Source organism: Promicromonospora iranensis (assembly GCF_028994805.1).
Lineage (GTDB): Bacteria > Actinomycetota > Actinomycetes > Actinomycetales > Cellulomonadaceae > Promicromonospora > Promicromonospora iranensis.
Map to the genome: position 1 here is coordinate 509,459 of NZ_JAJQQP010000002.1, position 19,225 is coordinate 528,683.

General features: G+C 70.0%; 20 protein-coding genes. 4 read left to right on the plus strand and 16 right to left on the minus strand.

Going from position 1 to position 19,225, the window contains the following annotated elements; all coding sequences use genetic code 11:
* Positions 1 to 200: 200 nt before the first annotated feature.
* From LUM46_RS04850 to LUM46_RS04870, 5 genes are all read right to left on the minus strand, one after another.
* Positions 201 to 776 (minus strand): flavin reductase family protein, encoded by a 576-nt coding sequence (locus LUM46_RS04850; RefSeq protein WP_274992617.1) that lies wholly within the window; start codon positions 774 to 776, stop codon positions 201 to 203.
* 7 nt (positions 777 to 783) lie between these two features.
* Positions 784 to 1,560, minus strand: coding sequence for an SDR family oxidoreductase (locus LUM46_RS04855; protein ID WP_274992619.1), 777 nt, complete (start codon positions 1,558 to 1,560; stop codon positions 784 to 786).
* 185 nt (positions 1,561 to 1,745) lie between these two features.
* Complete coding sequence (locus LUM46_RS04860) at positions 1,746 to 2,240, minus strand: MmyB family transcriptional regulator (protein WP_274992621.1); 495 nt, start codon at positions 2,238 to 2,240, stop codon at positions 1,746 to 1,748.
* Between the two features lie 100 nt (positions 2,241 to 2,340).
* Positions 2,341 to 3,231 (minus strand): helix-turn-helix transcriptional regulator, encoded by an 891-nt coding sequence (locus LUM46_RS04865; protein ID WP_338109886.1) that lies wholly within the window; start codon positions 3,229 to 3,231, stop codon positions 2,341 to 2,343.
* Between the two features lie 226 nt (positions 3,232 to 3,457).
* A complete protein-coding gene (locus tag LUM46_RS04870) occupies positions 3,458 to 5,776 on the minus strand; it encodes a rhamnogalacturonan lyase (protein ID WP_274992624.1) in 2,319 nt (772 codons plus the stop codon).
* Positions 5,777 to 6,418: 642 nt separating this feature from the next.
* Here LUM46_RS04870 and LUM46_RS04875 point away from each other — a divergent pair.
* Positions 6,419 to 6,679, plus strand: coding sequence for a GlsB/YeaQ/YmgE family stress response membrane protein (locus LUM46_RS04875; RefSeq protein WP_274992625.1), 261 nt, complete (start codon positions 6,419 to 6,421; stop codon positions 6,677 to 6,679).
* A gap of 22 nt (positions 6,680 to 6,701) precedes the next feature.
* Here the strand turns inward: LUM46_RS04875 and LUM46_RS04880 are convergent, their stop codons facing one another.
* From LUM46_RS04880 to LUM46_RS04900, 5 genes are all read right to left on the minus strand, one after another.
* A complete protein-coding gene (locus LUM46_RS04880) occupies positions 6,702 to 6,950 on the minus strand; it encodes an HAD family hydrolase (RefSeq protein ID WP_274992626.1) in 249 nt (82 codons plus the stop codon).
* Positions 6,951 to 6,987: 37 nt separating this feature from the next.
* On the minus strand, positions 6,988 to 7,233 hold the full coding sequence (locus LUM46_RS04885; protein WP_274992628.1) for a helix-turn-helix domain-containing protein: 246 nt from the start codon (positions 7,231 to 7,233) through the stop codon (positions 6,988 to 6,990).
* Positions 7,233 to 7,733 (minus strand): DUF2975 domain-containing protein, encoded by a 501-nt coding sequence (locus LUM46_RS04890; RefSeq protein WP_274992629.1) that lies wholly within the window; start codon positions 7,731 to 7,733, stop codon positions 7,233 to 7,235. Before LUM46_RS04890 ends, LUM46_RS04885 begins: the two co-directional genes overlap by 1 nt.
* A gap of 173 nt (positions 7,734 to 7,906) precedes the next feature.
* Complete coding sequence (locus LUM46_RS04895; RefSeq protein WP_274992630.1) at positions 7,907 to 9,088, minus strand: glycoside hydrolase family 76 protein; 1,182 nt, start codon at positions 9,086 to 9,088, stop codon at positions 7,907 to 7,909.
* A 421-nt stretch (positions 9,089 to 9,509) separates the two neighbouring features.
* Positions 9,510 to 10,025 (minus strand): CGNR zinc finger domain-containing protein, encoded by a 516-nt coding sequence (locus tag LUM46_RS04900; protein WP_274992631.1) that lies wholly within the window; start codon positions 10,023 to 10,025, stop codon positions 9,510 to 9,512.
* Positions 10,026 to 10,109: 84 nt separating this feature from the next.
* Between LUM46_RS04900 and LUM46_RS04905 the strand changes: the two genes are divergently transcribed.
* Entirely contained in the window at positions 10,110 to 10,979 is an 870-nt protein-coding gene (locus tag LUM46_RS04905; protein ID WP_274992633.1) for an alpha/beta fold hydrolase, read from the plus strand.
* A gap of 248 nt (positions 10,980 to 11,227) precedes the next feature.
* Here the strand turns inward: LUM46_RS04905 and LUM46_RS04910 are convergent, their stop codons facing one another.
* The 4 genes from LUM46_RS04910 to LUM46_RS04925 all read right to left on the minus strand — a co-directional run bounded on the left by LUM46_RS04910 (position 11,228) and on the right by LUM46_RS04925 (position 13,978).
* Positions 11,228 to 11,572, minus strand: coding sequence for a hypothetical protein (locus LUM46_RS04910; RefSeq protein WP_274992634.1), 345 nt, complete (start codon positions 11,570 to 11,572; stop codon positions 11,228 to 11,230).
* A gap of 365 nt (positions 11,573 to 11,937) precedes the next feature.
* A complete protein-coding gene (locus LUM46_RS04915) occupies positions 11,938 to 12,342 on the minus strand; it encodes a nuclear transport factor 2 family protein (protein ID WP_274992635.1) in 405 nt (134 codons plus the stop codon).
* 81 nt (positions 12,343 to 12,423) lie between these two features.
* Complete coding sequence (locus LUM46_RS04920) at positions 12,424 to 13,086, minus strand: GAF and ANTAR domain-containing protein (RefSeq protein ID WP_274992636.1); 663 nt, start codon at positions 13,084 to 13,086, stop codon at positions 12,424 to 12,426.
* A gap of 205 nt (positions 13,087 to 13,291) precedes the next feature.
* A complete protein-coding gene (locus LUM46_RS04925) occupies positions 13,292 to 13,978 on the minus strand; it encodes a PAS and ANTAR domain-containing protein (RefSeq protein WP_274992639.1) in 687 nt (228 codons plus the stop codon).
* Between the two features lie 400 nt (positions 13,979 to 14,378).
* Here LUM46_RS04925 and rox point away from each other — a divergent pair, with 400 nt between their 5' ends.
* Positions 14,379 to 15,854 carry a rifampin monooxygenase gene (gene rox, locus LUM46_RS04930; RefSeq protein ID WP_274992640.1) on the plus strand — a complete coding sequence of 492 codons (1,476 nt, stop codon included), beginning with the start codon at positions 14,379 to 14,381 and terminating at the stop codon, positions 15,852 to 15,854.
* A 304-nt stretch (positions 15,855 to 16,158) separates the two neighbouring features.
* A complete protein-coding gene (locus LUM46_RS04935; protein ID WP_274992641.1) occupies positions 16,159 to 16,413 on the plus strand; it encodes a hypothetical protein in 255 nt (84 codons plus the stop codon).
* A 3-nt stretch (positions 16,414 to 16,416) separates the two neighbouring features.
* On the opposite strand, the gene LUM46_RS04940 is transcribed toward LUM46_RS04935, so the two are convergent.
* Positions 16,417 to 17,976, minus strand: a complete 1,560-nt coding sequence (locus LUM46_RS04940) for a molybdopterin-dependent oxidoreductase (RefSeq protein WP_274992642.1) — start codon at positions 17,974 to 17,976, stop codon at positions 16,417 to 16,419.
* Between the two features lie 5 nt (positions 17,977 to 17,981).
* Positions 17,982 to 18,737, minus strand: a complete 756-nt coding sequence (locus LUM46_RS04945; RefSeq protein ID WP_274992643.1) for a CHRD domain-containing protein — start codon at positions 18,735 to 18,737, stop codon at positions 17,982 to 17,984.
* Positions 18,738 to 19,225: the final 488 nt, after the last annotated feature.

Here is a 19,225-nt window from a genome sequence, read left to right on the forward strand (position 1 = left end):
CACCCGGGAAGCGGGCAAGGTCAGGGCCGTCGTATCCGGAGGCCGACGCCGTCGCGCGGTACAGGTAGGAGGCATCCGCGGCACCTCGACACGCACGTCGCTCATGGTCCCTCGGCTCTCCTGCCTCACGCCATCCACTACGGAGAGTGTCGACCAGAGGTTGCCTCGGTGTCCCGGCTCGCATCGCGCCGCCTCGGTCGTCAGTCTCGGGTGAGCGCTTCCCACTTCGTCATGCGGGCCCGCAGGTCGATCAGCTCGCCGTTCGCGGAGAACGTGCCGTCACCGCGGTGGTGGACCTCCGCGCCCGCGGGCGCGGCCGGATCGATCCAGGCCCGCTCGATCCGCAGCAACCACAGGCTGTAGTCGTCCACGAGGCGGTCGTCCGCGACGGTGCACTCGACGTTGGCGAAGCACTCCGCCACGAGCGGGGCCCGCACCGTCGCCGCGGGCGCCGGGGTCAGGCCGTAGCGCTCCCACTTGTCGACGTCGGCGCCCGACACGTTGCCGATGTCGACGACCGTCTCGAGGAGCTCACGGCCCGGGATGCCGATGACGCACTCGCCGGTGTCGCGCAGCGCCGTGAACGAGTGGTCCCAGGGCCCGACGACCAGAGCGAGCGTCGCCGAGTGCCGCACCGGCATGTTGAACCCGTTGGTCATCAGGTTCACGCGCTGCCCGTCGGCGGTGGAGACGAGCACGACGGGTCCCGGCTCGAAGAGCCGGTGCGCCTTGTCCAGCGGGTACTGCGCGAACCGGTCGGTGGATCGGTCGGTCATGACGGCCTCAGATGATCTGCTGCGTCGGCAGGATCGTGATCTCGGTGAGGTTCACGTGCTTCGGCAGGCCGGCGACGAACGAGACCGTCTCGGCGACGTCGCGGGACTGGAGCACGTCGATCTGCTCGATCAGGTCGGCCATGAGCTTGCTCGCGTCCGAGTCGGTCACGTGGTCGGGCAGCTCGGTGTCGACCATGCCCGGCTCGACGGTCGAGACGCGGACGTTCTTGCGGCCGAGCTCGGTGCGCAGCAGGCGGGTCAGGTGGCTGAGGTAGGCCTTGGTGCCCGAGTAGACCTGGAACTTCTCCAGGACCCGCGTGGCGGCGATCGACGAGGTGGTGACCAGGTCCGCCGACCGGCCCGCGGCAGCGGCGGCCTCCAGGGCGGGCAGGAACCCCTGGATCGTGTTCATCACGCCCTTGACGTTGAGGTCGATCTGGGCGTCCCAGTCCTCCACCTTCAGGTCGCTGATCGAGGCGATGAGCTGGACGCCCGCGTTCGCGAACACCAGGTCCACCTCGCCGAGCTCCTCCGCGACGCGGTCGGCGGCGGCCAGCACCTGCGCGCGGTCCGTGACGTCCGTCGGGACCGCGAGCGCCGTGCCACCGTTCTCGCGGATGCGTGCCACGACGGCGTCGAGGCGATCGGCGCGCCGTGCGAGCAGGGCCACCTTGGCGCCGAGGGCTGCGAACATCTCCGCGGTCGCCTCGCCGATCCCGCTCGACGCTCCCGTGACGACGGCGACGCGTCCGTCGAGGGCACCAGGGGTGATGATTCCGGTCATGGTCGTGACTCCTTCTCCGGGGTGGTTGTGCCCCTCGTCCGGGGGCACAACCAGAGTCACGTGCGGCGAGCGGGTGAACCAGGCCGTCGGTTTCCTAGCCGTGGCACAACCAGGTATCGGGCCGGGACGAGTACGGCTTCTGTCGGTCGCGGCGCTCGGAGCCGTAGGGCACAGAGTCGAAGTGCTCAGGCCGGCAGGTGGTCGAGCAGGGGCAGCAGCCGCGACGTCGCGGGCCGCGGCGTGGCGACGCGGAGCAGCAGGCCGTCGCGCCGGAAGGTCCGGCGGTCGAAGGTCAGCTCACCGAGGTCGGGATGGCGTACCGCGTAGGTGTCGAGGAGCTTGAGGCGCAGACGACGCCCGCCCCACAGGCTCTCGAAGCGAGGACTCTCCTGGCGGAGGCGGCGGACGGCGGCCTGTGCCGCCTGCGTGGTGTGCTCCTCGTCGGCCCTGTCCAGCAGGGCGGCCACCACGTCGTGCTCCTCGTGCCGGCGGTCGACGAAGAACGAGGCGGCAGCGGGGTCGCAGAACACCATCCTGCCGACGTCGCCGCGGTCGGCGAAGGGCAGGTGCAGGGTTCGCCACCGCCGGTTCGCGTCGACCACGACCAGCCCGCCGTCCAGCACGACGGCGGGCTCGTGCTCGGGGAGCACGAGCAGCGGCAGGACGGTCGGGACAGGCACGCTCGCACGCTAGTCCCGCCGTGCGCGGCGAGCCTGGCCCTGTTCCTCCCAGGAGCGCGCGGCGCGGTTCCTGCGAGGAGCGCGGCGGCTCAGGCGGCGATCAGGTCGTCCGGGCCACGCGCACCGACTCCGCCACGGGCACCGGCTCCGTCACCGGCGCCGACCCCTGCCGCGCGAGCGTGCGGAAGGCCCGCTCCCCGGCGCTCGCCGGCTCGGCCCGGTACACGACGAGCTGGTACCCGGGCATGGCGGCGACCTCGAAGGCGTCGAACGTGATGGTGAGCTCGCCGACGTCGGGATGCCGCAGCGCCTTCTCGTCGTGCGTCTTCTGCTCCACCTCGTGCGCCGCCCAGAGGTCGGCGAACTCCGTGCTGCCGGAGGTGAGCCGCTCCAGGAGCTCCTGTCGGCGGGCGGTGCCGGCGTAGAGCCCGGAGGTGGCCCGCAGGTTGGCCACGCACCCTGCGGACGCGCGCTCCCAGTCGACGTAGAACCGGCGGCCCTCGGGGTCGAGGAACACCATCTCGACGAGGTTCCGCGTGGCGGTGAACGGCCGGAACAGGGCGGTCGCGAGCTGGTTGGCCGCCACGATGTCGAGCAGGGGGTCGAGGACGAAGCAGGCGGCATCGGGCCAGCCGTCCATGAGGCGCACGAGGGTCGAGTCGACCGGCTGCGCCGTCTCGGCGAGCTCAGGGACCCACGCGATCTGCGCGAGCCCGTAGGCGTAGCGCCGCTCGTGGGCGTCGAGGTCCAGGGCGTGGGCGAGGGCGTCGAGCACCTGCTCCGAAGGGCTCTGCTCACGGCCCTGCTCCAGGCGGGTGTAATAGTCCACGCTCACGCCCGCGAGCATCGCGACCTCGTCCCTGCGGAGCCCGGGAACGCGTCGTCGTCCCGAGGAGGGGAAAGGCAGGGACTCGACCGAGGCCGCAGCCCGCTTGGCCCGGAGAAAATCGCCCAGCTCGCTCACAATCGCTCCCGTCGGCAGTGCGACCACCGCGGCGTCCGGTCGACCTCCGCGGCAAGGCTGTCGCAAGGGTGGTTCATGGCTGCGGGCACGATCTTAACCAGACCGTGACACGTCGCCGCGCGGTTCCTGGGTGCGCGGCGGCCCGCCGACGCCGACCCGCGCGACGTCCGCGGCGTGTTCGTCGGCGGGCGCGTGCGCACGTGGGACGGCGAGCGCGTCCAGCGCCTGCTCCCTCGCGCCTCCCTCTCCGCGCCTACCTCCCGGGGAGCGGGACCTGCGACCAGTCGGTGTCGGAGGCCAGGTAGAAGCCCGGGTGCGAGGGCTGGTTGTAGGTCGTCTGCTGGCGGGCCACCTCGACCCGGTACTGCGGGTCGTGCAGCAGGGTGTACATCGTGATGTCGCTCACCTCGGTGGAGAGGTACAGCCGGAGGGCCGACGAGTCCTCGGTCCGCACCAGCATCTCCTCGCGCCAGTCGCCGAGCACGTCCGCCACCAGCGAGGGGTTGCCCTTCCAGTAGTTGTTGGTGCGCGTGCCCTCGGCGGTCAGCACGGTGCCGCGCGACCAGTCCTCGATGGTCGGCGTCTCCTCCCGGTCGCCGCTCACGACCTGCGTGGTGCCGTCGCCGGCCCAGCGGATGCTCTGGTTGAGGCCCGGGCCGGACTCGTCGAGCGACCTGCCGGTCGCGCTGAGCAAGCCGGCCGCCTGCGGACGGTCGTCGCCCGCCTGGCCGCTGTACCAGACCTCGAGACCGGGCACGTCGGGGCGCACGTCACCGACCATCGAACGACCGGTGTCGACGCCGGTGTAGTCGCCGAACAGCACCTCGCCCGTGGCGGCGTCCCGCAGGGCCGCCCCGTAGGGCGCTACGGCTCCCCCCTCGTGGCACGTCCAGATCTCCAGCCCCGGGCGCGCTGGGTCGATGTTGGTGACGTGCATGGCGTCCCCGTGACCCAGGTGCGCAGTCGCGCCGGGAGCGGAGGAGCCCTCGGGCAACGTGTCGGACGACGAGTACATCAGCGTGCCGTCGTCGTCGAGCGTGGCCGAGCCGTAGACGATCTCCTGCCTGCCGTCGGCGTCGACGTCCGCCGCGGACAACGAGTGGAAGCCCTGGCCCCACAGCTGCGTGAGCTCGTTGTCAGGATCGGGCAGCACGCCCTTGTTGGCGCTGTCGTCGAACGGGTTGTTCATCGGCTTGAACCCGGAGTCCGCCGTCCACCGGGTCGTGATCCGCCGGCCGTCCCACTCGTGGGCGACGATCGCGGCGCGTGTGTAGTAACCGCGGGCGAAGATCGCCGACGGGTGCTCGCCGTCCAGGTAGGCGACCCCCGACAGGAACCGGTCCACCCGGTTGCCGGGCTCGATCCGCGACCACTCGTAGTCGCCCCACCGGAGGCCGTCGTCCGTCCGGCCCGGCTCGTAGTCCACCGTGTCCAGAGGACGGCCGGAGCGGCCGTCGAAGACGGTGAGGTACTCGGGGCCCGTGAGGACGAACCCTTCGAACGTGCGCAGGTCGTTGCGGCTCGACCGGGCGGGGACCCACTCGTCGATGTAGTAGTCCGCCAGCGCACGGGCGTCGTCCTCGGCCAGCGGGTAGTCGTACCGCGGCTCGATGCCGAACGCCTCCTCGAGCGTGGCCGGCCACTGGCCGCTGCGGACCTCGGGTTCGTCGCTCCAGCCCTGGAACAGCCCCACCAGGTGGTCGGCGTAGTCGGCCGCGCTCCAGCGGTAGTCGTCGTCGTTCGTGACGCCGGCCCTGCGGTCGTGCTTCGAGATCGGGACGTACCGCTCGGCGGCCGGCCTCCCGTTCCGGTACGTCGTCACCTTGGTGCCGGGAGCGGTCTTCACCATGAGCTCGGCCTGGTCGTCGCCGTCGAAGTCGTACACGGGGAACTGGGTGTAGTGCGCCCCCGAGCGCACGTTGACGCCCATGTCGATGCGCCACAGCTGGGTGCCGTCGAGCTCGTAGGCGTCCAGGTAGGTGTTGCCGGTGTAGCCCTTCTGCGACACGTCCTTGGAGTTCGACGGATCCCACTTGAGCACGATCTCGAGCTCGCCGTCGCCGTCCAGGTCCGCGACCGAGGCGTCGTTCGCGGAGTAGGTGTAGTTCTCCCCCGTCGGCGTGACGCCGTCGGCCGGCTTGTTCAGCGGGATGTCGAGGTGCCCGTCCGCCCACGCGGTGACGGGCGCGCTGGGCCGGCCGGCTCGGCCGCCGGTCACGGGCGCGACGGTGTAGCGGGCGTCTGCGACGTCGGCCCCCGCGTCGGTGTCCAGGTAGTTCGTCGAGCCCGTGACGGTGGCGATCCGCTTCCCGTTCCGGTGGACGGCGAAGTCCGGGCCGGCCATCCCGGTATCCGTGTGTCCGGTGACCTCACCGCCGAGCAGACGCCAGGACAGGAACACGCCCTCGCTGGTGCGTGCGGCCACGAGCCCGCGGCCCAGATCTTCCAGCTGCGCCCCAGCGGGTACCGGGGCGCTCTTCGGCTCGACGGCGGTCGCCGTCGAGCCCGTGGCGGCCAGCAGCCCTGCCATCACGGCAGCCACCGCGCAGGTTGTCGCTCTGTTCGTTCTCATTCGCTCGTTCCCTCCATGCGCCATCGCACGTGCGGTCGTTCGCGAGGCGTCGCCCGGCCGGGCCACACCGAGACGGCCGGGCGAGCGAGATGGTTGGCGCACCCTCGTTGGTGCGCGGCATCCCGGCAGTCCGGCGCCCGCCGACTGAATCGATAAAACACGAATCGGTAAGCGTTGTCCAGCCCTCCTCGGGGCACGGGCACCGGCGGATCAGCATGGCTCTGGCGACGTGCCCTGGTCCAGCAGCCGCCAGGACGGCACCGAGCCCACGGGGTCGGGGCGGAGCGCGACGAGCCCTCGCCCCAGCCCCCGTAGGTCGGCTCGGTCGTTTCAGCGCGGATGCTTCCTGGCTCGGCAGCTCACCAGGCGACGTGACCGGCCGCGTCGACAAAGGTTACTGACATGGGGGCTTCCGCTATGCCCGGTGCCGGCCATTCATGCAATATGCCCGCCGAGCGGTTCTCTGAGAAACGTGAGGTGCGCAAGGGGGACAGATCTTGCGGGCCGCCCTGAAGACCTCCAGCAGTTCGGCAGCGTGCCGGAGCCCGCGCCTGACGCCGGGCCGTCCCCGGATGTGAACGGCGACGGGTTCTGAAACCCTGGCCCTGTCAGCACAGTTGACGAATAGAGGGGCGAATACTCATGATCGGGTTCATCGTCGCAGGTCTAGTCATCGGCGCCCTGGCGCGGCTCGTGAAGCCGGGCAAGCAGAACCTGGGGCTGCTCGCCACGCTCCTGCTCGGGCTTGCCGGATCGGTGATCGGGGGCGTCATCGCCAACCTGCTCGGCACCGGAGACATCTTCGAGCTGAACGTCCTGGGCTTCATCGTTGCGGTCGTTGCAGCCGTCCTGCTGATCGGCGTGGCAGAAGGGCTGGCCGGACGTCGCAAGGGAGCCCCCTGACATTGCCTGTCGTTCACGGCCCCTAGAACATTGGTTCACGGGCGCGGGACCGCCCATGAGAGTCCCGGCGTCCGGCCTGCTGGCCAGAGGACAGGAATCCCTCGAAGGCATCGCCCAGCCCTGCATCGGACAACAGCCGCTGCGCGATCGACGCCGACCCGCTGCTCAGGGCGACCAGCCGGATGCCCAGCTCCGCCAGCTGTCGCACGCCGGCGGGCACGTCTGGGTGGACCGCCAGCCCGGTGAACGCGCCCTGTGAGCCGTCGTGCATGTCAGCGGTCGTGTGTGGCAGTCGTCAGCCGTGTCGGTCATCGTGTTCCGGCAGGCGCGGCCCCGGATTCGTCGCCGTCGTCGGGGACCCACCGCAGCACGTCTCCCGGCTGGCATTCGAGAGCCGCACAGATCGCGTCGAGCGTCGAGAACCGAACCGCCTTCGCGCGGCCGTTCTTCAGCACCGACACGTTGGCCGGGCTCAGGCCGATCGCATCGGCGAAGTCGCCGACCGACATCTTGCGCTTCGCCAGGAGAACATCGATCTCGACGACGATCGCCATCAGAGCACGCCGTCCAGCTCGATCTGCGCTTCCGTCGCCCGTTCGACGAGTCGATGGGCCACGAACACGACACCGAGCAGGGCGATGCCGACCAGACATCCCAGGCCGCTCGCCATCCACAGCCCCAGCTCCCCCATGCCGTCGTCGTCGGGCGTCGGGATCCCCACGAACGTCAGGTACACGAAGAAGCCGCTGGTGAGCAGCGTCGCGGCGCCGATCGCCGCACCGATCGTGATCACCCAGGGCTGCGTGCCCGGCCGGAAGAAGATGCCCGTCTGGGCACGGAAGACGAGCACCCAGAGGGCCGCGAGCGATACCTGCGCGCAGGCGATGAAAGCGATCCCGGCGGCCAGGAACGGGACACGGTAGGGCTCGTACGCCGGGAAGTGCCGGACCTCGTCGGCCGCGATCCCGGGCAGGATCATGATCTGAGCGAACAGGCTGAAGGCGATGCCGCTGAAGATCAGCAGCGTGAGCATGTTGAAGACGATGCGGTTCATACAGCGATTATCGATGCGGATCGCTCGATAATCAATCGATTAGTGGTGACGCTCGATCGATCACTTGGCCGTGGCCGCACGACCGTCACGGCACGCCGGACGGGTGGCGAGGGCGCCACCCGTCCGGCGTCATCTCGTGACGGTTCGACGGCGAGGCCGCGTGCAGCCAGGTCTCAGTACAGGATGGACGCCTGCTCGCGCGGCCACGCGAGGGTGGCGTAGATCTGGACCATGGCCGCCTGCTCCAGCAGCTCGGTGTGCTCGTCCCCGGCGTTGAACAGCCCGCTCGCGGGCTCGCGCTCGGTGCGCCACTGGCGGTCGGCATAGTCCGCCATGGCGTGCCGGTACGTCGTACCGCCGGTCACCGACTCCAGCAGGAGAAGGTTCTTGAACCAGATGGAGTTGAAGAACATCGGCTGGCCGGCCAACCGCCCCTCGGTGACGTAGTAGCGGTAGGACGCCGCTGCGATCGCCTTCGCCTTCTCCAGGTAGCGCTCGTCGCCGGTTGCCTCGTACAGCAGGGTGTAGGTGCCCACGGGGACACCCTGGTTGTACGACCACTGCGTGCGGTCGATGGACCCGTCGAGCTTGATGTTGTCCCAGTAGAGGCCGTTCGGTGCGAGCAGGTGCTCGTCGGTCCACTCCACCATCCGCAACGCCCAGTCGAGGTAGTGCTGCTCCCCGGTGATCATGAACAGGCGGGTGGCGAGCTGCGCGCCAGGCATCGTGGAGACGGTGTTGCGGTCGCTGCTCCAGTCGGCCTGGGTCCAGAACACACCGCCGGGCGCCGGGTGCGACGGGTCGGTGTCCCACCCGGAGACCACGAGCTCGAAGATCTCCTCGGCACGCCTCAGCGCCGCCTCGTCGCCGGTCGCCAGATGCTGCTGCACCTTGGCGAGCGCGACCCACTCGTTGTCGTCGTAGAAGATGTCCCCGCCACCGCCGTACGGGGCGCGCGGGTACGAGTCGTAGCCGGGCAGCCCGGTGGTGCCGCCGTCGGCATTCCAGAAGTGCTCCTGACCTCGGGCGTCGTCCGCGAGGTCGTCCTCGAACGACCGGCCCAGGGCACCGGGCAGCCCGGTCAGGTCGAGCGTCGCGACGTGCGCCTGGGAGTGCGGCCACTCGAACGAGTAGGCGCGGTCGTCGGCCCCGCTCGGGTACCGCTCGCGGTAGAGGCCGGAGCCGTCGTCCGCCGCCATGTACTCCTGCATCGCGTCGTACGATGCGATGGCCCGCTGCACCTGCGTGCGCTGCGACGCCGCGGGTGCCCCGCCGCCCTGCGCACCCGCTGAGGGCGCCGCCCCCAGCGCGCACGACAGCGCGACGACCGTAGCGGCAACTCTGGTGAACCTCATCGTTCGCTCCTTCGTTCGGTGGTGCTCGGTCGATCGGTGGTGTTCGGACCGGGGACCTGGACCGGGGTCAGGTCGAGCGGCACGCCGTCGCCAGCACGCTCGGGCGCCGCTCGGAACGGTCGGGACACCGGGCCGAAGGCGGCGCATGTCAGCGCTGTCATTCCTGCCAGCGGATGTCTCGGCATCGTCCTCGATTTCCCTTTCGGCGCCCCCTGCGGCCAACGAGCCCGGCGATCTCGCCCGCCAGATGCTCGGCCGTGGGTCGTGTGATGGCCAGACGCAGCCCCGCGAAGTCTCCTTCGACTCGGATCGGTCCCAAGCGTCCTGAACAACTGGCGGCCAGGTTATGGGATCCGACCTCACCGGTCAACGACGCGCCCCGGCCAGGGGCCCCAACCACGACGAGCAATGGGGAGCTCGCTCAGGCGCCTGGCTTCCGCGTGCGCCGGTAATGGCGCCGAGCCTTGAACCTGTTGCCGCAGAGGGCCATCGAGCACCAGCGGGCGGTATTCGCGTTGCTGCGGTCGTGCAGAAAACGGCAGCACTCGGGATTCGCGCACGGCCGCAGGCGCCCGGGCTCGCGCTCGCCGAGAACTGCCCAGGCCAGGAGCACCCGGGCTGCGAGTGCCTCGTCGGTGGGTGCCTGCAGCTCCCAGCCGAGGGTGCCGTCGTGCAGCCGGGGCCGCAGCTCGATCCGTTCGAGGTGCGCCTCGAGCGTCTGCGGGTCGGCGGCCCCACGGACGACATCCTGGATCGCGGCGCGCACGCGGCGCAGAGCCGCGATCTCGCCGGCTCCACCGGCTCCGCCGTGGCCTGCCGCCCACTCCTGGGCCATGTCGGGGTCGGCGAGCTCGTCGGTCCGCTCGCCGTCGACCACCGGGGTCGTGTTCAGCAGGTCCAGCAGCAGGTCCTCGTCCTCCCGCGTCACAACATCCACTTCTAACCTCCTCAGTTGGTGTTGACAGGTTAGCAGCGGCGGTGCTCAGATAACCACACAGCACCTTCCGAGAGGGTTAGCATCATGGTCGCCATCCACCACAGGTTCGCCGAGGTCGAGGGCCGCAGGATCTTCTACCGCGAGGCCGGCCTCACCGACGCACCGACGGTCGTGCTGCTGCACGGCTACCCGACCAGCTCGCACATGTTCCGCACGCTGATCCCGCGGCTCGCCGAGGAGTACCACGTCGTGGCGCCTGACCACCTGGGGTTCGGGCTGTCCGACGCACCCGGCGTGGACGAGTTCGACTACAGCTTCGACGCGCTCACCCGCATCACGTCCGCGTTGCTGGCACAGCTTGGTCTGACGCGGTACGCCATCTACGTCCAGGACTACGGCGCACCCATCGGCTGGCGACTGGCGCTGGAGAACCCGTCCGCGATCACGGCGATCATCAGCCAGAGCGGCAACGCGTATGAGGAAGGCTTCGTCGAGGGCTTCTGGAAGGACGTCTGGTCCTACGCCACAGACCAGAACGAGCACACCGAGACCGCCATCCGCTTCGCGCTGACCCGCGAGGCGATCCGGTGGCAGTACCTCCACGGGGTCCCCGATCCCACCGTCGTGGACCCCGGGACGTGGGAGCACGACCTCGCCCTCGTCTCCCGCGCGGGCAACGACCTGGTGCAGCTCCAGCTGTTCCGTGACTACGCCACCAACCCGCCGCTGTATCCCGCGGTGCACGAGTACTTCCGCTCTTCACAGGTGCCGCTGCTGGCCGTCTGGGGCGAGCACGACGAGATCTTCGGACCGGCCGGCGCCCGAGCATTCGCCAGGGACCTGCCCGACGCTCGGATCGCCCTGCTTCCCGGCGGGCACTTCCTCCTCGAGTCCCACCTCGACGAGGTCGCCGCCCAGATCCGCGACTTCCTCGCGACCGCACTCACCCGCTGACCGGGACAGTGCGCGGCCTGCGACTTCGGCGAGCGATTCCTCCAGGACACGGACGGAACGTCCATCCCTGTGGTTCCTGGTTCACCGCAGATGGTCGGGAAGGAGTAGCGGTCACTGGTCGTGCTCGCCATCGGTCCCCTTCACTACCGCAGCACCATCGAGCACGGCGCGATCGACCCCGACGTCGTCGAGGCCGCCGTCAACGCCGTCGGAACATGGAGATGACCGCCCGAAGCTGCGCACCCGGATCAACTGGTCACAGATTCGACCGCCTTCACTTCCACGACGACAGGCAGATCGAGCTGGTCGCTGACGTGGTCCGCGACCGCGCAGAGGTCGGCCTCCGTGACGGGTGGGTGCAGGCCGATATGGATCGTGCCGTCATCCGCCTGATGGGCCGCGGAGATCTCTGCGTCAGTGCCGTTGAGGACCGGAACCAGGTCCTCGGTGACGTCGAGCTTGACCACATCCGCACCCACTTGCGGTCCGCGAGAGCAACTCGAGTCGGAGTTGGCCTCGCCCGAAGCACAGCCGGTCAGGGCCGCAGCGGTCACCAGCGACGCGATCGCGAGCCGAACGGTGGGTGATCTCACGGGTGTCTCCTCGAAGCGTGGCGGCCCGTCCTGTTTCGTCGAGTGGGACCTGAAAGCGAGAGACGTTCCAAGCGATCTGCTGAAGCTCCGACGGAAAGGAACGTTCCAGGCCGCGGCCCGGCCAAGACCCCCAGGGTCGGTTATGTCCGGTATGACAGGGAGGCGCGCGCTCCGGTGGCGAACGCCCGGCCGGCCTCGCAGTATCGGCTAGGTCCTGCAGCGACGAGGTCACGACTCAAGCATTCAGCGACGTCTGGGAGACCATGCCGATCTCCGACGTCCTTCACTGACACCTACCGGTTCGGTGGCGGCCACGAGGTCACTCGATCCTGGCCGCCACTCTGCGAGGCCCGGCCGGGTGGTGACTACTCCTCGGCCAGCGCGTCGCGGTCGGCGACGAACGCGGCATGCGCTGTGAGAACCCTCCACCCTGCTTGGTCGTCGTGTGTCCAGGTCCGGGTGTAGCGCATGCGGGCAGCCAGGCGCTCGCCGCCGAAGGTGCCCTCAAGAGTGCCGAGGAACAAGGTGACCCCGGTGCGGGCAGTCACCAGTACTTTGAGGTCCTCTTCCTCGACGCGACTCATCACCTGGTAGCCGGATGCGTGCGCCCGCAGGTCGTCCCGCTTGGACAGGACGCTCCCGTCCGGCCCGGTGAACAGAGCCGTGTCGTCGATCAGGCGGTCCAGGGCGTCGACGTCGGACGCGAGCTGGGCGGCCTGCAGGCGCCTCTCGGCTTGACGGAGGCTTTCAGCGTGGTCGGCGATCATCATGGACACAGCGTGCCGAGCGGGCATGCCCCCACACCAGGAGATACGCTCCCGGCAGACGCCGCGTCGACAGTCTCGTGGTGACTACTCATCGAACCCGAACGTCAGCCGGCGTTCGAGCACGTCCACCGCGACCGAGTGCAGACTCGTCGACCGGGAGAAGGCACGCGCCCGCATCACCGCGGAGGCATCGTCGGGGCCGACACCGAGCTGGGCAACGACCATCCCGATGGCCCTCTGGAACAGGTTGCTCTCGGACCAGTCGAGGGAGTCGGCACTCGCCAGCAAGGTCGCTCCGGTGGCGTCGGCCAGCATCTGGAGCTCCTCAGGACCACAGGGTGGCGCACCGTCCGTCACATAGAGGCTGAACGCACCAACCACATGACCGCCCGCCCGCATCGGCGCGGCGTACAGCGTCGTCTCACCTCCGGCTGATGCCGCCAGCTGAGAAAAGACGGGATAGTCATCCACGACGCTGTCGAGGCTGGTCACCACCAGCCGGTCCTCGGTCATCGCCTGATGCATCGGGCCCTCCCCCAGCACTTCCTGAAGCGGCTCGAGTACCTCGAACCCCCCAGGTGTGCTGACGGCAATCCACTCTCCCGGTCCGGCAGAGACGGTGAACGCTCCGCCTTGTGCCCCCAGGGACTCGACGCATGCCTCGCACAGCCGCATCAGCCACGGACGGTCGTCGTCCCCCTTGGCGAGGGATCGTACAAGCAGACTCAGAAGCTCCGACGAGAACATTGTCCGCCCCCTCTCCTCGTCCGAAGAGTCTTGCACCGCGCTTTTCCAGTCGCATATGACCTGCTTCGTCGGAGCCCCATCCGGAGTCCGGGCTTCGAGCAGAGATCACAACGGTTGCCGCAACTGCGCAGGAGCAAGCCACGATGCCGGCGCTCGACCTCAACAGGAACTACCGCTCATCCGAGCGTCGGGGACAGCCAGGACGTCAGAGGTCGTCCGGCCGGACCGGGTCCGCCAGGAACTGGTCGATCGCGTCCGGTGTCGGGAACTCGGTGACATCCGGCCCGGAGAAGATGTGCACCAACGAGTACGCGATGTCCCGGACCGGGACGTTCGACTGGTTGGACGCCTCGCGCAGCTGTTCGAACGCCGCCTCTTCCTCGACGCCATGGATGACCATGAGCACCCCCTTGGCCTGCTCGATGACCGACCGCCGCTCCGAGGACGCCTGGATCGAGGCCGACGCCTCGCGTGCCGCCGCCTCGCGCTGCGCCTTGGTGACGTCGATGAAGTACCCGAACAGCTCGGTCACACGGCCGGTGTCCGGGTCGCGCCGACCCTGACCGGTCACGGCCAGCGTGCGCGTCGCTCCCGTGGCATCCACGATGCGGTGCACAGAGCTGAACGCCTGTCCGGTCTCGGACGCGCTGCGCAGGAGGCCGTCCACCCTCGCACGGTCGTCGGGGTGCTTGTGCGACAACATCAAGGACGTCGTCGGCACGACGTCGCCCGGCTCGAAGCCGTGCATCCGGTACACCTCCTCCGACCACGCCCACTCCCCCGTTGCCAGATCGAGCCGGTAGCGCCCCACCGGAGGCCTGGCGCCACCTGCGAGTGCCTTCTCGATGTCGCTGTCGAGCGGTAGTTCGTCGGGCCTGGGTGTGGTGTTCACGAAGGTCCTCTTCCGGGGCTGAGTGGTGCGGCCGATGCCCGCCCGGAGGGGAGCACAGGACCTGTGGTGGCCAGACTATAGCTGAGCGGAGGACCTGACATGGCGTCGGCGAGGGGCTCTGTCCCGCGCTCCTCGACCGGAGGGAGGTCGCTGCGCTGTCACCGACTGCGTGGCAGGCGTTGGCGCCCGACGCGCCGGATGCCGCACTCGGTCCTGGGACGGACGCTCGCCGACGCCGGTCGATCGTCGGCGACGAAACCGGTCCGCGTCCGGTCGGAGCTCTCCCGCCGCTCTCAACCTATAGCGCACCGGGGGGCTTGCGGCAAGGCCCCCGTCGTGCCGCAGAATCGTCGGCCCAGGCCAGGGCCTGGAGCAGATGCTGAGGCTGAGGGGGACCTTGATGATCGACGTGACAGTGGTGGGCGCCGGGCCGACCGGCGTGATGCTGGCGAGCGAGCTGCGCCTGCAGGGGGTGGACGTGCTCGTGCTGGACAAGGAGGCCGCGCCGACCAAGGTGGTCCGCGGGCTCGGCCTGCACGCGCGCAGCATGGAGGTGCTGGACCAGCGCGGACTCCTGGAGCGGTTCCTCCCGCTCGGCAAGCAGTACCCGGTCGGTGGGTTGTTCGCTGGTATCACCAAGCCGACACCCAGCGGCCTCGACACTACGCATCCCTACGTGCTCGGCATCCCGCAGCCCACCACGGAGCGTCTGCTGCTCGAGCACGCCGCTGAGCTGGGCATCGAGGTCCGGCGGAACTGCGAGCTGGTCGGGCTGAGCCAGGACGACGACGGGGTGACCGCCGAGCTGGCGGACGGCACGCGGGTGCGCTCCCGATACCTCGTCGGCTGCGACGGTGGCGGCAGCACGGTACGCAAGCTCCTCGGCGTCGGCTTCCCGGGCGAGCCGGCCCGGCGCGAGACACTCCTGGGCGAGGTGGAGCTCACCGCCCCGCCGGAAGAGGTGGACGCCGTGGTCACCGAGGTGCGCAAGACGCAGCGGGAGTTCGGCGCCATGTCGCTCGGGGACGGGCTGTTCCGCATCGGCGCGCCCGCGGACGGGGTGGCCACCGACAACACCCCGCCGACCCTGGACGACCTGAAGCGGCAGGTACGCAAGCTGGCCGGGACCGACTTCGGCGCCCACTCGCCGCGCTGGCTGTCCCGATTCGGCGACGCGACCCGGCTGGCCGAGCGGTACCGGGTGGATCGCGTGCTGCTCGCCGGCGACGCCGCGCACGTCCACCCGCCGTACGGCGGCCAGGGCCTCAACCTCGGCCTCCAGGACGCATTCAACCTGGGTTGGAAACTGGCGGCAGAGGTCAACGGCTGGGCGCCGGAAGGACTGTTGGACAGCTACCACGCCGAACGGCACCCCGTGGCGGCCGGCGTGCTGGACAACACCCGCGCGCAGGCCGAGCTGCTGTCCTTGGAACCCGGAGCGCAGGCCGTACGCCGGCTGCTGTCCGAGCTGATGGATTTCGAGGAGGTGGCCCGGCACCTCGTCGAGAAGGTCATCGCGACAGATGTTCGCTACGACCTCGGCGAGGGGCACGCACTGCTCGGTCGGCGGCTTCCCGACGTCGGCCTGGAGCGGGGGCGCCTGTACGAGCGGATGCACGACGGCCGGGGGCTGCTGCTCGATCGGACGGGCCGCCTCTCCCTGGACGGATGGGCGGACCGGGTGGTGCACGTCGTCGACCGGGGTGCCGCTCTGGACGTACCGGCTGTACTGCTGCGGCCGGACGGCCACGTCCTGTGGGTCGGCGAGAACCAGGTGGAACTGCTCGACCGGCTCGCCCGGTGGTTCGGGCACGGCAGAGGCACAGAAGGCCCACGACCTGGAGGGTCGGGGGCTTCTGTGTCGGCGTCCGCATGAGTGGTGTGGGTGGGACTCGAACGCGTTCAAGAATCTCGGCAACCGTGCACTTCAGCACGGCCTCGCTGACCACGGTTACACGGCGATCATCGACCTGATCCTCGCCGGCCGGGCATGAGCGAGCCGCACTTCGACCCGCGCGACCTGCTCGGCGTCTGCCCGGCCGGGTAGGTGCCCTCAGATGCCACTGAACATGTCCCACCACGACCGAGGTCAGCGATGGCGATCGCAAACGTTTGTGCGGCGACGCCGCCGACGGCGTTGGAGCTGGCGAGCTCCGGTAGCCGTCGGCGGGTCCGGAGCAATGGCGCTGGCGGCACTCTTCGCTGCCTTCGTCATCCGGATCCGACGCCGGCCCGACTTCGGGATCCGGCGAGTACGCGCCGACCCCTCCGCCCGGCGCCGAGCCGCCGCCCCGGTGGGGCGACGAGGCGCACGTGCGCGCCCTGCTCGGCGACGGCGTCACGGACATGCCTCCTGGGACCTGGCCGCCCGGTTCCAGGACGCCGACGGCGCCATGGGCTGGGACTACCTGCTCCTCACGGCGACGCGAGCCTGAGGGTCAGCTCACCGAGAAGTTCACCGTGTGCCACCCCGTCGCACCGTCGGGGGCCGGGGGCGCCTCGGCGTCGGTCTGGACCAGGCCGTCGGCGTCCGTGGCGCGGACCGTGAGCATGTGGTCGCCCGAATCGAGGTCGAGGGACGCCCGCCACTGGCGCCACGTGTCCGCGCCGACGGTCTCGGCAAGCTCTGCGGGGACCCATTCGCCGTCGTCGGCCCGGACCTCCACCTTGCCGATGCCGGTGTGGGGCGCCCACGCGACGCCTGCCACCGTCACCGCGCCGGGTGCCACCGACCCGAACCCGCGCGGCACGTCGATCCGGGACTGGACCTTGACCGGGCCGAGGGCCGACCAGCCGCGCGGGGTCCAGTAGCCCTGGTCGGCGTCGAAGGTGGTGACCTTGAGCGAGGTGACCCACTTGGTGGCCGACACGTACCCGTACAGGCCCGGCACCACGAGCCGCGCGGGGAAGCCGTGGTCCACCGGGAGCGGCTCCCCGTTCATGCCGATCGCGAGCAGGTTGGCCCGGTCCGGGTCCTGTAGGACGTCGAGCGGCGTCCCGGCGGTGAACCCGTCGTCGCTGCGGGACAGCACCATGTCCGCACCCGCCTGCGGCTTGGCCCGCTCCAGCAGCGCCCGGATCGGGTAGCCCAGCCACAGGGCGTTGCCGACGAGGTCACCGCCCACGGCGTTGCTGACGCACGAGAGGGTCACGTGGTACTCCTCGAGCGGCAGCGCGAGCAGTTCGTCCCAGGTGATCGTGAACGGCTCGTCCACCATGCCGTGCACCTCCAGCGACCACTCCGCCGGGTCCAGCTGCGGTACCCGCAGGGCCGTGTCGATGCGGTAGAACTCCTGGTTCGGGGTGATGTAGGGAACCAGGCCGTCGACCTCCAGGTCGGCGCCGGCAGGCACAGCCGGCGCGGTCCTGCGCGCGGCGGGCAGGCGGATCTTCTCGCGCACGACGTTCACGGCCGCTGTGCCCGCCGACACGAGGCGCGAGCCCGCCAGGGCCAGCACCGTCACGCCCGCGGCGATCCCGGTGACGATCAGGAAACCGCGCCGGTCGACAGTGCTGCCGGACGCGGCGCGCGGGTCAGCGACCGGCCGCAGCCGTGCCATGGCTTGCCGCAGCAGGATCATCGCGCCACCGATCCCGACGATGCTGGGCAGCGCCCACAGCGGCGTCGCGCCCGGGCGCAGCATCGCGAGGATCGCCCCGACCACACCGACGGCCGCGATCAGCAGCGCACCCGACGGCGGGCGACGCAGCTCCAGCAGTCCGGCGAGCGCCGCGCCGAGGGCCAGCACCACTCCCATCGACCCGAGCAGCACCGCCTTGTCGTTGGTGCCGAACGCCTGCACGGCGAAGTCCTTGAGCCAGGGCGGCACGGCGTCGACGACGGCGGCGCCGCCCACGAACAGGGTGCTCGCCGCAGGTGCGACGAGAGCGGCGACAAGCTCCGCGACGGCCAGCCCCGCGGCGCCCGCGAGGACACCGGCCAGGGCGGCCCACCAGGTGTTGTGCGGGGATCGGTCGGCCCGCTGCTCGGATGCCATGTGCGTCAGATGGTCGCGCGACGGCGGGCGGCGACGAGGCCGAAGGCGCCGAGCGCCAGGGCCAGGGTGCCGAAGCCGATGGCGGCCGGGTACTCGACGCCCGAGGTGGAGGAACCACCGGTCTCGACGCCACCGTGCGGCATGGTCATCTGAGCCGGGTTCAGCTCACCACAAGCGGCCGGGTCGGTCGCCTCGGACGGCAGCTCCGGATCCAGGTCCGACTTCGTGTCACCGTCGTACTCGCCGGAACCGTCATGGTCGACACCGTGGACGACGATCACGCCGTCACCGTTGGCGACCTGCTGCGCCACCTCCTGGGAGACCTCGATGGTCCGCGAGTAGGAGTAGCTGGCCTCTGCCGGGAAGTCCGCGACGTCGAGGCCGTGCTCGGCGCCCGTCATACCGGGCTCCTTGGTCAGCGTCACCGCGATGGGACCGTACTCGTCAGCCCCGTCACTGGTCTGCAGAGCGCCCTCGAAACCGTTGCCCTCCTTGTCGTTCGCCGGGCAGGTGTTCTGCCCGCCGATGTGGATGTGCTGAGCGTGCGGGGCACCGTCGAGCAGCCCCTGGGTCTCCAGGCTGATCTCGACGTTCGTGCCGTCGACCGTGGCCCACGCGGTGCCCGAGGCACCGGAGTCGTTCAGCTGGGTGAGCTCGGCAGTGAGCTCATCACCATCGGCCGCACCGGCCGGCGCGGCGGCCAGGGGCAGGCCGACCAGGGCCGCAGTCGCGGCGAAGAGAGCGAGTCGTGACGTACGCATAACCGATCCTCCTTGGTACTAGCGGCATGCTGCCGCCTGAGTAGGACATCGGAGGTTCGGAGCGGCGGACGATCCGGATGGGTCGCGCGACGAAGAAGTTCTGACTTCCGTGCGCAGGGCACAACGACGACTGCACCATCCAGGCTCTGAGCACTATGCGCCATGCAGGCCTGATCCTGTCGATCGATTGCTTCCGGGACACGGACTCATGACTCGTAACGGGCGTCACCCCATCCGAAGCCGCCTCGGTGACGAACCTTGCGTGCCGGACCGACACCACGACAGTGCGGGACCAGGCGCGGAGCCCCGGAAGGACGGTGCGAACAGATGACGATCACTCAGTGGGCACCCCCTGCGGTGTCGATCGCGCTGCCCGCGAAGACCTGGACCTTTGTGGGGCAGACTGGGCCGGTGGCATCACCACCAGTCCGGACTTCCTCGCGCGATTCCGTCGACGCGCTCCTCACGGCGTGCGCCGGCGGTGACCC

Excerpts from the sequence above, each read along its gene's own strand:
- LUM46_RS04850 (WP_274992617.1), bottom strand. The coding sequence starts at position 776 with ATGACCGACCGATCCACCGACCGGTTCGCGCAGTACCCGCTGGACAAG.
- LUM46_RS04855 (WP_274992619.1), bottom strand. The coding sequence starts at position 1,560 with ATGACCGGAATCATCACCCCTGGTGCCCTCGACGGACGCGTCGCCGTC.
- LUM46_RS04870 (WP_274992624.1), bottom strand. The coding sequence starts at position 5,776 with ATGAGAACGAACAGAGCGACAACCTGCGCGGTGGCTGCCGTGATGGCA.
- LUM46_RS04875 (WP_274992625.1), top strand. The coding sequence starts at position 6,419 with ATGATCGGGTTCATCGTCGCAGGTCTAGTCATCGGCGCCCTGGCGCGG.
- LUM46_RS04880 (WP_274992626.1), bottom strand. The coding sequence starts at position 6,950 with ATGCACGACGGCTCACAGGGCGCGTTCACCGGGCTGGCGGTCCACCCA.
- LUM46_RS04885 (WP_274992628.1), bottom strand. The coding sequence starts at position 7,233 with ATGGCGATCGTCGTCGAGATCGATGTTCTCCTGGCGAAGCGCAAGATG.
- LUM46_RS04890 (WP_274992629.1), bottom strand. The coding sequence starts at position 7,733 with ATGAACCGCATCGTCTTCAACATGCTCACGCTGCTGATCTTCAGCGGC.
- LUM46_RS04895 (WP_274992630.1), bottom strand. The coding sequence starts at position 9,088 with ATGAGGTTCACCAGAGTTGCCGCTACGGTCGTCGCGCTGTCGTGCGCG.
- LUM46_RS04905 (WP_274992633.1), top strand. The coding sequence starts at position 10,110 with ATGGTCGCCATCCACCACAGGTTCGCCGAGGTCGAGGGCCGCAGGATC.
- LUM46_RS04915 (WP_274992635.1), bottom strand. The coding sequence starts at position 12,342 with ATGATGATCGCCGACCACGCTGAAAGCCTCCGTCAAGCCGAGAGGCGC.
- LUM46_RS04920 (WP_274992636.1), bottom strand. The coding sequence starts at position 13,086 with ATGTTCTCGTCGGAGCTTCTGAGTCTGCTTGTACGATCCCTCGCCAAG.
- rox (WP_274992640.1), top strand. The coding sequence starts at position 14,379 with ATGATCGACGTGACAGTGGTGGGCGCCGGGCCGACCGGCGTGATGCTG.
- LUM46_RS04935 (WP_274992641.1), top strand. The coding sequence starts at position 16,159 with ATGGCGCTGGCGGCACTCTTCGCTGCCTTCGTCATCCGGATCCGACGC.
- LUM46_RS04940 (WP_274992642.1), bottom strand. The coding sequence starts at position 17,976 with ATGGCATCCGAGCAGCGGGCCGACCGATCCCCGCACAACACCTGGTGG.
- LUM46_RS04945 (WP_274992643.1), bottom strand. The coding sequence starts at position 18,737 with ATGCGTACGTCACGACTCGCTCTCTTCGCCGCGACTGCGGCCCTGGTC.